The following is an 11,826-nucleotide window of genomic DNA, read 5'->3' on the forward strand; positions in this document are numbered from 1 at the left end:
AGGCCGCCTCCTCACGGAAGCGGCCTTCTGTCCCTCGCTTTATGCGAGATGTCCTTTAAGGACTTATCTTATTCGTCGTCGAGGCTTTCGACAGCTTTTTCCAGCTCTTCTTTCGAGACTTCTTTCTCGGTCAGTTGAGCGTTTTCAGCGATGTAATCGACCACTTTGTCTTCGAACAGCGGAGCCTGGATCTGCTGACGCATCTGCGGGTTTTGCTGAACGAATTCAAAGAACTGACGCTCTTGGCCCGGGTACTGACGCGCTTGCATCATAACCGCTTGGGTGAACTCTGCGTCGGTGATCTGGATTTCTTGCTTCTGACCGATGTCGGCCAACAGAAGACCGAGGCGCACACGGCGCTCAGCCAGCGTGTTGTGCTCGTCGCTCACCTCGATTTCCGGGTGATCGTGACCGTGCACGTCCGGGTTTTCCTCGTGCCACAGCTGGTGCGCGATTTGTTTCGCTTCAGCTTCAACCAAGGACGGCGGCAGATCGAAGGACACAACAGCGTCGAGTTGATCCAGCAGGCCACGCTTCATCACAGCGCGGGCGGCGCCGGCGTATTCGGCCTCGAGACGCTCAGCGATCTGGGATTTCAGGGAGGCGAGGTCTTCGGCGCCGAACTTCTTCGCCAGCTCGTCGTCGATGGCGGAATCAGCCGGAGCTTTGACCGCTTTGACTTTGCACTCGAACACGGCGTCTTTGCCGGCCAGGTTCTCTGCGCCGTATTCCTCGGGGAATTTCACTTCCACGTTTTTCTCGTCGCCAGCTTTCAGACCCACGAGCTGCTCTTCGAAGCCCGGGATGAAGGAACCGGAGCCCAGCACCAGCGGGTAGTCTTCTGCAGCACCGCCGTCGAAGGCTTCGCCGTCAACTTTGCCGAGGAAGTCGATCACGACTTGGTCGCCATCCGCAGCTTCGCCGTCTTTGTCTTCAAAGTTCTGCGCGGTGGCCGCCAGGTTTTTCAGAGCATCTTCGATCTCATCTTCGCCCGCTTTGACGACGAGTTTCTCGAGCGTCACGGTGGAGAGGTCGGCTTCCGGAATCTGCGGCAGGGCTTCGTAGGTCATGGTGACGATGACATCGTCGCCCTCTTTCCACTCTTCGCCGCCTTCCATGGTGACATTCGGCTGCATCGCCGGCTTGTCGCCAGAGGCTTCGAAGTGATCGTTCATCGCGCCATCGACAGCTTCCTGCATGGCTTCGCCAAGAACACGCTGGCCGAATTGCTTTTTGAGGAGCGCCATCGGCACTTTGCCTTTGCGGAAACCCTTCATCTCGACTTCGGGCTGGGCTTCCTTGAGCTTCTCGTTGACTTTGGTGTCAAGCTCAGCGGCGGTGATGGTGATCTGATAGCCGCGCTTCAGACCTTCGTTCAGGGTCTCGGTGACCTGCATCTTGGCGTCCTTTTTACGTTCTTACGTCTCTTCCGGCCGCTGGACCGCGACCTGATAAATCAGACGCCCTTCTAGGGGCAGAATCCCTATCGCGCAAGGCTATTCCGCCTGTATTTGCGCGTCTCTTTGAGTGATGGCCTCTGTGTCGGCCTGATCTTGAGGTTGAGCAAGACAGCAACAACTTTGTTTGCATTGGCTTTCATCGTTTCCCTGCCGAAAACGACTGCCAATTGCTGCTGTTTGGGAGGTATAGCCCAACGTCATCCTCTGAATGAGGTGGTGGTGCGGGTGGAGGGACTTGAACCCCCACGCCTTGCGGCGCCAGAACCTAAATCTGGTGCGTCTACCAATTTCGCCACACCCGCGTGGGGGCTCAGATAGCAAAAGGTTTTTGCGAGGGAAAGAGGCAATCGCATGTGTTGCTCAGCACATCGAACAACCCGCTCAAGAAAATGCTGTCCGGTAACACAAAATTACCATATTCTGCTGAACTATTGAGGCAGAGACATTCAGAGGCCCTGACATGACCTATAAAGGCAGCGGGCGCGATCACGAGCATGACGACGGGAGAACTCCGTCGATTCCGCTCCGCGTGCGTGACATTTTACCCAATCATGACAGGGGCCTGCCCCTCGGGACCAAGGTTATGACTGCCGATGGCATCCTGCCCGTGGAGTATCTTGAGCCCGGTGATAGGGTGATCACGCGAGCGGGGATGCGCAGATTGCTCGGCATCGACACGCCTGCGCCGAAGCGGTTCAAATTGACCTTCGAGCGCGAAGAAGTGATCTACGCAGACGGCCAAATGGTAATGAGCGAGACAGGATTGCCCTTTTCCGCCTGATAGTCAGCACAGCTAGGGAATGAGAAAAGCCGCCCCTTTTGAGGCGGCTTTTGTTTTGAGCATTTAGACCCGAAAATATGGGCCACGAAAAAAACTAAAGGCTCAGCGCTCGAAAGACCTTTGGCAGCTCTTCGGGCAAATCCTCGGCAATCAGGCCGGGGCCAAAACTGCGCGCGGCCTCGACATGCAGCCATGCGGCGGTCTCGCAGGCCTGATGCGAAGAAAATCCGCGCGCCAAGAGGCCCGTGATCAACCCCGCCAGCACATCTCCCGAGCCAGCCGTTGCGAGCCAAGGCGCGGCACGATCATAGACGGCGGCATGGATCGAACAGCGTCCATCGGCGGTTGCGATCACTGTATCGGGCCCTTTGAACAGCACCGTGCAGCCTGCACGCTTGGCGGCTTCGCGGGTGGCATCCACTTTACTATATGCCGGACCTTTGATGGGCGGTTCGGCAAGTTTGGCGGCCAGGTCGGGGAAGAGGCGTTTGAACTCGCCCGCGTGGGGCGTGAGGACGCAATTTTCATGCAGAGTGGCAAAGCCAGTTTCGCTTTCCGAGAGCGCCGTGAGAGCATCGGCGTCGAGCACAGTGGCGCGTTTGGCGGCGAGTGCATGAGGCAGGAATTCCACAGCGCGTTCGACACCGAAACCGGGACCGATGCAGAGCGCATTGAGGCGTTTGTCGGCCAGCACACGAGACAGGATTTCCGGCGTGTCAATCTCGGTCAGCATGATGGCGGTGATCTGGGCGGCGACTTCTGTGACGGCCTCATGCGGGGTGCCGAGGGTGACGAGGCCAGCGCCGACACGCAGCGCCGCGCGGGCGGCGAGACGGGCGGCCCCGGTTTTGCCAGAGAAACCGGAGAGGATCAGGGCGTGGCCGTGGGTGTATTTGTGATTTTGGTTCGACCGAATTGAAAATGTGTCTTTTCTGAGATGATAAGGCTCTGGACGTCCGACCAGTCGCACACGCAAAATCTCATCGGTTTTTGACTTTGAGAATTGTGCCTGTGCCTCCTCTGATGTCAGAGGTTTTGGGGCATTTATAGTGGCAATTATATCCTCGACAAACTTAAACCTCGGCACCGGCAAGCCAATATCGCAAACAGTAATTTTTCCGCAAACAAACGGTCCCCGTCCTAAGAAATGGCCAATTTTTTGTTTGTGAAAGGTTACGGTCAAGTCTGCTTTCGCGCAAACCCCGCCCAGAGAGGTACCACTATCAGCACAAAGGCCCGAGGGTATATCAACAGAAACTGCCCGGAAGTGAGGATTATGCTTATGGAGATAGCTAAGCGTATACGAGATACTTTTTGAAATTGACCGTGTCAGCCCGGTACCAAAAAGCGCGTCGATATAAAGATTGCAGCTAGGCAACCAAAATCCCTCCGGGACAGGTGACACCTCCCCCATCTCCCCCCATCGTTCATAATTCACCTTTGCATCCGGCGGCAGCTTGTCGGGATCGCCATAGAGGAACACTTCCACCTCCCAGCCGCGTTGCTTCAACAGGCGCGCGATGACGAAGCCGTCACCGCCGTTGTTGCCGGGGCCACAGAGGACGACGGCTTTATAGGAGGTCTGCGCGAACTCGGGCCATTCCGCCATGACGGCCTCGACCACACCCGCACCCGCGCGCTCCATCAAGTCGAGGCCGGTGACCTCTCCACTGTCGATGGCGGCTTGCTCGATGGCACGCATTTGCGCCGATGTCAGAATCTCGCTCATAGCGCGCCTCCCCGTCTCATCAACGCAACAGCGCCGAAAGCCACAAGATCAATGGCGCGCATTTGTGCACGGGTCAGCAATTCTGCCATAAAAAACCTCATAAGTTTTCAAATCGCCCTTTTTGAATCCACATCGCACAAATAATATGCAGAGCAACGCGAATCCTGTGGGCGTTTCACTTGCCCTCAGGTTAGTCGATTGTGGCCGGATAAGAGAAATGGTCTCACAGTCAGCAAATGAAATTTAGGGAGTCGAAGGTCCATGAAAAAGATCGAAGCGATCATCAAGCCCTTCAAGCTCGACGAAGTGAAAGAAGCGCTGCAAGAAATCGGCGTACAGGGTCTTTCCGTAGTCGAGGTGAAGGGCTTCGGGCGTCAAAAAGGGCACACAGAGCTGTACCGGGGCGCTGAATATGTTGTGGACTTCCTTCCGAAAGTGAAAATCGAGGTCGTTCTATCGGACGATCAGGTGGACGGCGCGATCGAGGCGATCGTGGCTGCGGCCAAGACAGATAAAATCGGCGACGGCAAAATCTTTGTCTCGCCCGTCGAGCAGGCCATCCGCATCAGAACAGGCGAGTCTGGCGAAGACGCGCTTTAAGGGAGGCGCATGGCGCGAAACCCTGTGGCAATCCGGGATCGCGCCTTTCGCCAAAACGCAATACTCAACCAAAGGACAAGGTCAAAAATGAGCATCCAAGACGTTCTCAAGACCATGAAGGACGAAGACGTCCAATATGTAGACGTGCGGTTCACCGATCCGCGCGGCAAACTTCAGCACGTGACGCTGCGCCACACTGAAGTGGACGAAGACTTCTTTGAAGAAGGCTTTATGTTCGACGGTTCCTCCATCGCTGGCTGGAAATCGATCGAAGAATCCGACATGAAACTGATCCCGGATCCGGACTCGGTTTACATTGACCCGTTCTACGCCGAGAAAACGCTCTGCGTGCACTGCACCGTGGTTGAGCCGGACACCGGCGAATCCTACGACCGCGACCCGCGCGGCTGTGCGCAGCGCGCCGAGGCTTACCTGAAGTCCTCCGGCATCGGCGACGCATTCTACTGCGGCCCGGAAGCTGAATTCTTCCTCTTCGACGACGTGCGTTACTCCGTCACCCCGAACAAAGTGGGCTACCAGATCGACGCCGACGGCGCTGCCTGGAACACCGACGCTGAGTTCGAAATGGGCAACCTTGCGCACCGTCCGGGCTACAAAGGCGGCTACTTCCCGGTGAACCCGTCCGACGACGGCCAGGACATCCGTGGCGAAATGCTGACCACCATGGCCAACATGGGCATGAAGGTCGACAAGCACCACCACGAAGTGGCAACGTCGCAGCACGAGCTGGGCATGATCTTCGGTCAGCTCACCGAGCAAGCCGACAACCTGCAGAAATACAAATACGTGATCCACAACGTGGCTCTGGCCTACGGCCGTTCCGCGACCTTCATGCCGAAGCCGATCAAAGGCGACAACGGCTCGGGTATGCACGTGAACATGTCGATCTGGAAAGACGGCAAGCCGCTCTTCGCTGGCGACAAATACGCTGATCTCTCCGACGAAGCTCTGTGGTTCATCGGCGGCATCCTGAAGCACGCGAAAGCGCTGAACGCCTTCACCAACCCGTCCACGAACTCCTACAAACGTCTGATCCCGGGCTTCGAAGCTCCGGTTCTGCGTGCGTATTCCGCTCGTAACCGCTCTGGCTGCGTGCGTATTCCGTGGTCGGAATCCCCGAAAGCAAAACGCGTCGAGGCTCGCTTCCCCGACCCGTCCGCAAACCCGTATCTCTGCTTCGCAGCGCTCCTGATGGCCGGCCTCGACGGCATCAAGAACAAGATCGATCCGGGCCCCGCTTCCGACAAAGACCTCTACGATCTGCCGCCGGAAGAACTGGCCGAAATCCCGACCGTTTGCGGCTCTCTCCGTGAAGCGCTCGAAGAGCTCGAAAAAGACATGGACTTCCTCACCGCAGGCGACGTGTTCACCAAGAGCCAGATCGAAGGTTACATCGACCTCAAATGGGAAGAAGTGTACTCCTACGAGCACACCCCGCACCCGGTCGAATACGAAATGTACTACTCCTGCTAAGCGGCACGAGACATACAGATTTGGAAAGGGCTCCCTCTCGGGGGCCCTTTTCTTTATCGATCAACTCTTTTGAATCAATGCCGCCTGCGCAATTTCTGAACGATAAACGCCGGGTCCACCTCGCAGCGTTCCGCCCGGATTTGCGCCCAGATCAGCCCGGTGAAAATCACCGTACCGCCAAGGATATTGCCAACCAGCGCGGGCAGGATGAAACCAAAGAGGCCCTGCCCCACAGTGAGATGATCTGTGAACATAAGCAAAACCGCCTCACAGGTCCCGGCGATCACATGCGAGAACCCGGCCAGAGAGATCAGCCAAGTGACAAGAATGATTAAAAACAGCTTGGACGATCCGGCATTGGGCATCATCCAGACCAGACAGGCGATGAGCCACCCGGCGCCGATGCCCAGAAACAACGTCTGCCAGACGCCGCCCTCCACCGCATGTTCCGAGATTGCTACCAACGCCTCGAACACCTCCGGCTCCGTGAAGCGGATGTGATAGACCGCCGCGGCGAAAAGCGCCGATCCGGCGAGATTAAAGAGCAAAACAATGCCCCAAAGCTGCATGATCCGCACAAACACCCGATGCGTCGGGCGGGTCAGAAATGGCACGACGGCGGTGATGGTGTTCTCGGTGAAAAGCTGCATTTTCCCCATGATCACAATGACAAAGCCGATGGCATAGCCGAGGTTCTCCACCAGAGGGCGCCAATCCGTATCGGGCAGATGCGCATGAAACAGCGCCTTGCCCAGCACCGAAAACCCGAGCGCCAGCCCGGCGATCATCGCGGACATGGCCAGAGATGAATTCGGCCGTTGCAACTCTTCGGCGCCTTCGCGGCGGATCACCTCAAAGACCAGAGGAGCGGCCATGCTTGACGCCTCTTCAAGCACCTCTTCCTGATGTGCCTCGGATTGATGTTTTGGTGTTTTCTGCGACATATTCCGCCCGTCCTTCGAGAATGCACTCCCATCTCTTTCAACGCCGCAAGAGGCCCCGATGTTCCCATCTGTTTCCATCCCCGCGCCGCTGCGGTAAGCCCTCGCCATGACCATTGCCAAAACCATCGCGCTGCGCCCTCATCATCTCTTGTGCCTGCTGACCTATGTCGGCAAAGGCTATTCTCCCGCCTTTGTTGCCGGCTATGACCGGATCGTCGCGCGACTGAGTGCGGGCGAAGAGATTGAGATCATCTCCGGCCCCGACGACATCTGCGCACCGATTGCCTGTGATCTCACCGAGCATTGCCATGGAACCTCGGTGATCTCGCGGGACGCACGCGCCGCTCAGGATGTGGCCCAGCTCCTCGGCACAGAGATCACCCCCGGTGCGCGCCTGACCCTTACGCCAGAGATCACCGCCGCCCTACGCGCGGCATTCGCCACCGGTGAAATCCGAAGCGCCTGCCCGGGCTGCGAATGGGAAGCGCTCTGCACGGAGGTGGCCAAGGACGGCTTCCCGGGGGGGCGCTTCAGGCCCTGACATGGCCCCAGTGGCTCGAGCCTTATTCGCGCGCACAAGCGAACATGAAAAGAGGCCTTAGCGCTTTATTTTTCCCGATCTCGCCCAAATCCTGCCACGGCGTCTCGCTAATCTGATCCCGCAGAGATCATAGAATGAGGCCCCGATGTTTGGATTGTCGCGAGAGTTGCACCCACTCGACAGCCGCCACCCGAACAACCGCAAGATCGACCGCGCCATCAAAGAACGGCGCGAAGGGTTTCGCACGGCAGAAAAAGGCCATGCGACACGGCATTTCTTTTTGCCGCCCAAAGCAGACACGGCCCGCACCCGTCTGGCAGAATTGAAATCCAAGCCGCATCTCACTCACAGCCAAGAGCGCGAGTTTACAAGCCTTGAGGCCCGCCTCTACGCACTGGATCGTCATCAGACCGAGAAAGACACGCTCAGACGCTTTCCCATGCCCCTGCGTTTGATTTTCGGCACGCCGATCCGTGCCTATGCGATGATGCGTGGCCAATGGTCAGTGCGTGGCCGCAAAACCCGTGACACATGGACCATCTGGCATCTACTGGCGATCGGCGCAGTCCTGATCCCGATGATCCTTACCGAGGGCGGCCTTGTCCCGGCGATCGAGGCGCTGATTGACGAACTCAGGATCGGCAGCACCTCGCTGACCACAAAACCATGAATGATAAACCTAACCCCAGCCGCTTTGCCCGTTTCATTGACGGCGTCTACAGCATGGGCTTCTGGTTTCGCTTCAGCGGGTTCTTCATCTTTCTCGGTTTGCTTGTGGTTCAGGACGACCTGCGTCACGCCCTCTTCGGCCTCCTGCGGGACGGCATCGTCAATCTGATGGGACGTTAGGCCTCGCGCCAATAGCGCGTTTGAAACCGGTAATCCTTGCGCGGACCTGTGACGCGCCAACTGGCCGACCAGTTGGGCCAATCGCCGAACTCATAGCGCACCTGATAGCTGTCTGGATCGCAGGCGTGATCGGCCTCAGGCGTGGCCGCATTCGGATCGAAGCTATGGAAAAACCGCCCATCGTCGAAAAACACCGCGATCTCTTCCGCGGGGGCCACGGCCGCCTGCCAAAGATACCGCCGCTCTGCTTGCAAGGGCTTATCCCGCCCCGGCAGATGCAAAAGCCCGCGCTCTTCCTGCCAGAACCCGCCTTGATCGTGGGACACAAATTCGCAAGTGCCCGTCAACTCGAAGCACGCATCAGCGCGAAAATCCTCGATCTCTCGCGCCATGGACCAAAGCCCGGCAAAGTCTTGCAATCGGATCATCCCACCCTCCTCACGGCGCTGGCCAAACGGCACGCCCGCAATCTGTGGCGTTTTTCTCAGGATCATCGCGCTCTGACCAGCGTTTTCTCATCCGCTGCGCCATTGGCTTTTGCCCCTACTATGTATGCGTCAGACTTGCGCGCCGCGCCCCATCCCCGTAAGAGAGCCGCGACGCGTTTGAAACCTGAAAGGCCTGCCGATGATCCCCCGTTATGCCCGCAAAGAGATGGTCGACATCTGGGAACCCGCCACCAAGTTCAAAATCTGGTATGAGATTGAGGCCCACGCCTGTGACGCCCAAGCGAAACTTGGCGTGATCCCGCAGGAAAACGCGGACGCCGTGTGGAAAGCCAAAGATGTCGAATTCGACGTTGCCCGCATCGACGAAATCGAAGCCGTCACCAAACATGACGTTATCGCCTTTCTGACGCACTTGGCCGAACACGTTGGCTCCGAAGAAGCCCGTTTCGTGCACCAAGGCATGACCTCCTCTGACGTCTTGGATACCTGCCTCAACGTTCAACTCGTGCGCGCCGCCGACATCCTCCTCGAGGGCGTCGACAAGGTTCTGGCCGCGCTGAAAAAACGCGCCCTTGAGCATAAGATGACCGTTCGCGTTGGCCGCTCCCACGGCATCCACGCCGAGCCGACCACCATGGGTCTGACCTTTGCGCGCTTCTACGCCGAGATGGATCGCAACAAGAACCGTCTCGAAAAAGCCAAATGGGAGATTGCCACCGGCGCGATTTCCGGCGCTGTCGGCACCTTCGCCAACATCGACCCGGCCGTCGAAGAGCATGTTTGCGAACAGATGGGCCTGCGCCCGGAGCCGATCTCCACGCAAGTCATCCCGCGTGACCGCCACGCCATGTTCTTTGCCACTTTGGGCGTGATTGCGTCGTCGATCGAGAACATCGCGATTGAAATCCGCCACATGCAGCGCACCGAAGTGTTGGAAGGCGCTGAGTTTTTCTCCATGGGCCAAAAAGGCTCCTCGGCGATGCCGCATAAGAAGAACCCGGTTCTGACCGAGAACCTCACGGGTCTTGCCCGTCTCGTGCGCATGACCGTGGTACCCGCGATGGAAAACGTCGCCCTGTGGCACGAGCGCGATATTTCGCACTCTTCTGTGGAGCGCGGCATTGGTCCGGACGCCACTGTGACCCTCGATTTTGCGCTCAACCGCCTCGCCGGTGTGGTCGACAAAATGATCATCTACCCGGAGAACATGTTGGCCAACATGAACAAATTCCCGGGCCTCGTGATGTCCCAGCGCGTGCTTCTGGCGCTCACCCAAGCCGGTGTGTCGCGCGAAGACGCCTATTCTATGGTGCAGCGCAACGCGTTGAAAGTCTGGGAAGATCGCGTCGATTTCCGCGAACAACTTCTGGCCGACGAAGACGTGGTCAAGGCGTTGGGCGTTGACGGCATCAATGCGAAATTCGACATGGATTATCACACCAAACATGTCGACACGATCTTTAAGCGGGTGTTTGGCGAATAAACGCGCTGTTCAAACCCCTGAGAAAATCACTGATTCTGTGATACAGTCTCCCGAAGGTCACCATGCTTTCGGGAGATTTTCATGTTGAAACGCGCCCTTCTCGTCACTGTCCTGCTCGCCCCCTTTTCCCTCGCCGCTCAGGATGCCAGCTGCTCACACGAACAAAAACTCGCCTCCTGCGCGGATGGCTACACCTGGGACAAGGAAACCGGCACCTGCGTTGAACAGGTCATGGGCTAAGCGCCACCGTCCCGAACGATTTTTGGCAAGTTTCTCACCGCTGGTCACTTTGCGTTAAGGCTCATCCTCCATGGTGATTCCAACAAAGTGAATCGCTAAAATGGCTGTGAGGCGCGCGTGGAAGGATTGCCACAAATATCCGATGACATGGGGGCCCTGCCCGATCTGGGCGGGCTGGAAAACATGGGGGGGGGGTAATGAAAGCTTCGACCTACCACCTCCCGTTTCTCGCATGCCCGCCCGCCTGTCGAAAAAGGCCAAAGCAGCGATCATCGTCAAACTTCTCGCGTCTCAAGAGGTCAAACTGCCGCTGGCCACATTTCCCGAAGAGATGCAGGTCGAGCTGGCCCATCAGCTGACCGATCTACGCTATATCGACAAGACCACGCTAACTTCAGTGGTCGAGGAATTTCTCGGAGAACTCGAAGCTATCGGACTTAGTTTTCCCGGCGGTCTTGAGGGGGCCCTCAACGTGCTCCATGGCACGATCTCTGCGACGATCGCCTCGAAACTGCGCTCCAATGCGGGCTTCTCGCTTACCGGCGACCCGTGGCAACGCATTTCAGATGTCGACATTCCCCGACTGTTGCCCATCCTTCAGGAAGAAAGCGTCGAGGTGGGCGCCGTGCTATTGTCGAAACTCAAAGTATCCAAAGCCGCGCAGCTCATGTCCATGCTCCCCGGTGAACGCGCGCGGCGTGTGGCCTATGCAATTTCTCTGACCTCCTCCGTCTCGCCCGAGGTGGTGCAGCGCATCGGCCTTTCGCTGGCCGCGCAACTCGACGCGCAACCGTCTCAGGCCTTCGCCGACGAGCCGCCAGAGCGCGTCGGCGCGATCCTCAATTTCTCTTCGTCGAGCACTCGTGACGGTGTGCTTGAGGGGCTCGACGAAACCGACAAGGCCTTCGCCGAGCAGGTCCGTAAGAACATCTTCACCTATGCCAACATTGCCACCCGCATCGACCCGCGGGACATCTCAAAAGTCGTGCGAGGTGTCGAGCAGGATCAACTGATCAAAGCGCTCGCGGGCGCCACCGGCGAAGCTGCCGCCTCCACCGATTTTATCCTCTCCAATATGTCCAAACGCATGGCGGACGGGCTGCGCGAAGAGATGGAGAATCTTGGCAAGGTGAAGGACAGCGATACAGAAGAGGCGATGAACGCAGTCGTCAGCGCGATCCGCGATTTGGAAGCCACCGGCGAGATCTTCCTTTTGACCGGCGACGACTGAGACTGCGCCTCCTCCGCCCTATCGC

Annotated in this window: 13 protein-coding genes and 1 tRNA gene; 9 read left to right on the forward strand and 5 right to left on the reverse strand. The window is 57.9% G+C overall.

The annotated features are described in order from the left end of the window. Nucleotides 1-68 precede the first annotated feature (68 nt). A complete protein-coding gene (gene tig / locus J5Y17_RS08450; protein ID WP_219784790.1) occupies nucleotides 69-1,397 on the reverse strand; it encodes a trigger factor in 1,329 nt (442 codons plus the stop codon). A gap of 280 nt (nucleotides 1,398-1,677) precedes the next feature. Then, a tRNA-Leu gene (locus tag J5Y17_RS08455) sits at nucleotides 1,678-1,762 on the reverse strand. 158 nt (nucleotides 1,763-1,920) lie between these two features. Between J5Y17_RS08455 and J5Y17_RS08460 the strand changes: the two genes are divergently transcribed. Continuing rightward, a complete protein-coding gene (locus J5Y17_RS08460; RefSeq protein ID WP_219784791.1) occupies nucleotides 1,921-2,241 on the forward strand; it encodes a Hint domain-containing protein in 321 nt (106 codons plus the stop codon). A gap of 94 nt (nucleotides 2,242-2,335) precedes the next feature. Here J5Y17_RS08460 and J5Y17_RS08465 read toward each other — a convergent pair whose 3' ends face one another. Continuing rightward, nucleotides 2,336-3,970 (reverse strand): NAD(P)H-hydrate dehydratase, encoded by a 1,635-nt coding sequence (locus J5Y17_RS08465; protein WP_219784792.1) that lies wholly within the window; start codon nucleotides 3,968-3,970, stop codon nucleotides 2,336-2,338. Between the two features lie 261 nt (nucleotides 3,971-4,231). Between J5Y17_RS08465 and J5Y17_RS08470 the strand changes: the two genes are divergently transcribed. Continuing rightward, nucleotides 4,232-4,570, forward strand: coding sequence for a P-II family nitrogen regulator (locus J5Y17_RS08470; protein ID WP_090056705.1), 339 nt, complete (start codon nucleotides 4,232-4,234; stop codon nucleotides 4,568-4,570). An 87-nt stretch (nucleotides 4,571-4,657) separates the two neighbouring features. After that, on the forward strand, nucleotides 4,658-6,064 hold the full coding sequence (gene glnA, locus J5Y17_RS08475) for a type I glutamate--ammonia ligase (RefSeq protein ID WP_219784793.1): 1,407 nt from the start codon (nucleotides 4,658-4,660) through the stop codon (nucleotides 6,062-6,064). A 74-nt stretch (nucleotides 6,065-6,138) separates the two neighbouring features. Here the strand turns inward: glnA and J5Y17_RS08480 are convergent, their stop codons facing one another. Next, complete coding sequence (locus J5Y17_RS08480) at nucleotides 6,139-7,008, reverse strand: formate/nitrite transporter family protein (protein ID WP_219784794.1); 870 nt, start codon at nucleotides 7,006-7,008, stop codon at nucleotides 6,139-6,141. Between the two features lie 106 nt (nucleotides 7,009-7,114). Here J5Y17_RS08480 and J5Y17_RS08485 point away from each other — a divergent pair, with 106 nt between their 5' ends. From J5Y17_RS08485 to J5Y17_RS08495, 3 genes are all read left to right on the forward strand, one after another. Continuing rightward, complete coding sequence (locus J5Y17_RS08485; RefSeq protein ID WP_219784795.1) at nucleotides 7,115-7,549, forward strand: DUF1284 domain-containing protein; 435 nt, start codon at nucleotides 7,115-7,117, stop codon at nucleotides 7,547-7,549. Nucleotides 7,550-7,694: 145 nt separating this feature from the next. Beyond that, complete coding sequence (locus tag J5Y17_RS08490; RefSeq protein WP_219784796.1) at nucleotides 7,695-8,219, forward strand: hypothetical protein; 525 nt, start codon at nucleotides 7,695-7,697, stop codon at nucleotides 8,217-8,219. Further along, entirely contained in the window at nucleotides 8,216-8,398 is a 183-nt protein-coding gene (locus J5Y17_RS08495; protein WP_219784797.1) for a hypothetical protein, read from the forward strand. Before J5Y17_RS08490 ends, J5Y17_RS08495 begins: the two co-directional genes overlap by 4 nt. Here J5Y17_RS08495 and J5Y17_RS08500 read toward each other — a convergent pair. Continuing rightward, nucleotides 8,395-8,826, reverse strand: a complete 432-nt coding sequence (locus tag J5Y17_RS08500; RefSeq protein WP_255571965.1) for a DUF6314 family protein — start codon at nucleotides 8,824-8,826, stop codon at nucleotides 8,395-8,397. The genes J5Y17_RS08495 and J5Y17_RS08500 overlap by 4 nt on opposite strands. 199 nt (nucleotides 8,827-9,025) lie before the next feature. Between J5Y17_RS08500 and purB the strand changes: the two genes are divergently transcribed. The 3 genes from purB (at nucleotide 9,026) to J5Y17_RS08515 (ending at nucleotide 11,801) form a co-directional block, all read left to right on the forward strand. Next, nucleotides 9,026-10,330 (forward strand): adenylosuccinate lyase, encoded by a 1,305-nt coding sequence (purB, locus tag J5Y17_RS08505; RefSeq protein WP_219784798.1) that lies wholly within the window; start codon nucleotides 9,026-9,028, stop codon nucleotides 10,328-10,330. Nucleotides 10,331-10,411: 81 nt separating this feature from the next. After that, nucleotides 10,412-10,570, forward strand: a complete 159-nt coding sequence (locus J5Y17_RS08510) for a hypothetical protein (protein ID WP_219784853.1) — start codon at nucleotides 10,412-10,414, stop codon at nucleotides 10,568-10,570. 232 nt (nucleotides 10,571-10,802) lie between these two features. Beyond that, the gene (locus J5Y17_RS08515; protein WP_219784799.1) at nucleotides 10,803-11,801 is read left to right on the forward strand and encodes a flagellar motor switch protein FliG; all 999 of its coding nucleotides are present in this window, start codon (nucleotides 10,803-10,805) and stop codon (nucleotides 11,799-11,801) included. Nucleotides 11,802-11,826 lie beyond the last annotated feature (25 nt).

Origin of the sequence: Celeribacter sp. PS-C1, from assembly GCF_019429625.1 — a bacterium.
Taxonomy (GTDB): domain Bacteria; phylum Pseudomonadota; class Alphaproteobacteria; order Rhodobacterales; family Rhodobacteraceae; genus Celeribacter.

Bases quoted from the DNA above. Each gene is read 5' to 3' on its own strand.
- J5Y17_RS08515 (WP_219784799.1), top strand. From the start codon at position 10,803: ATGCCCGCCCGCCTGTCGAAAAAGGCCAAAGCAGCGATCATCGTCAAA.
- J5Y17_RS08495 (WP_219784797.1), top strand. From the start codon at position 8,216: ATGAATGATAAACCTAACCCCAGCCGCTTTGCCCGTTTCATTGACGGC.
- tig (WP_219784790.1), bottom strand. From the start codon at position 1,397: ATGCAGGTCACCGAGACCCTGAACGAAGGTCTGAAGCGCGGCTATCAG.
- J5Y17_RS08465 (WP_219784792.1), bottom strand. From the start codon at position 3,970: ATGAGCGAGATTCTGACATCGGCGCAAATGCGTGCCATCGAGCAAGCC.
- J5Y17_RS08485 (WP_219784795.1), top strand. From the start codon at position 7,115: ATGACCATTGCCAAAACCATCGCGCTGCGCCCTCATCATCTCTTGTGC.
- J5Y17_RS08470 (WP_090056705.1), top strand. From the start codon at position 4,232: ATGAAAAAGATCGAAGCGATCATCAAGCCCTTCAAGCTCGACGAAGTG.
- J5Y17_RS08510 (WP_219784853.1), top strand. From the start codon at position 10,412: ATGTTGAAACGCGCCCTTCTCGTCACTGTCCTGCTCGCCCCCTTTTCC.
- purB (WP_219784798.1), top strand. From the start codon at position 9,026: ATGATCCCCCGTTATGCCCGCAAAGAGATGGTCGACATCTGGGAACCC.
- glnA (WP_219784793.1), top strand. From the start codon at position 4,658: ATGAGCATCCAAGACGTTCTCAAGACCATGAAGGACGAAGACGTCCAA.
- J5Y17_RS08480 (WP_219784794.1), bottom strand. From the start codon at position 7,008: ATGTCGCAGAAAACACCAAAACATCAATCCGAGGCACATCAGGAAGAG.
- J5Y17_RS08500 (WP_255571965.1), bottom strand. From the start codon at position 8,826: ATGATCCGATTGCAAGACTTTGCCGGGCTTTGGTCCATGGCGCGAGAG.
- J5Y17_RS08460 (WP_219784791.1), top strand. From the start codon at position 1,921: ATGACCTATAAAGGCAGCGGGCGCGATCACGAGCATGACGACGGGAGA.
- J5Y17_RS08490 (WP_219784796.1), top strand. From the start codon at position 7,695: ATGTTTGGATTGTCGCGAGAGTTGCACCCACTCGACAGCCGCCACCCG.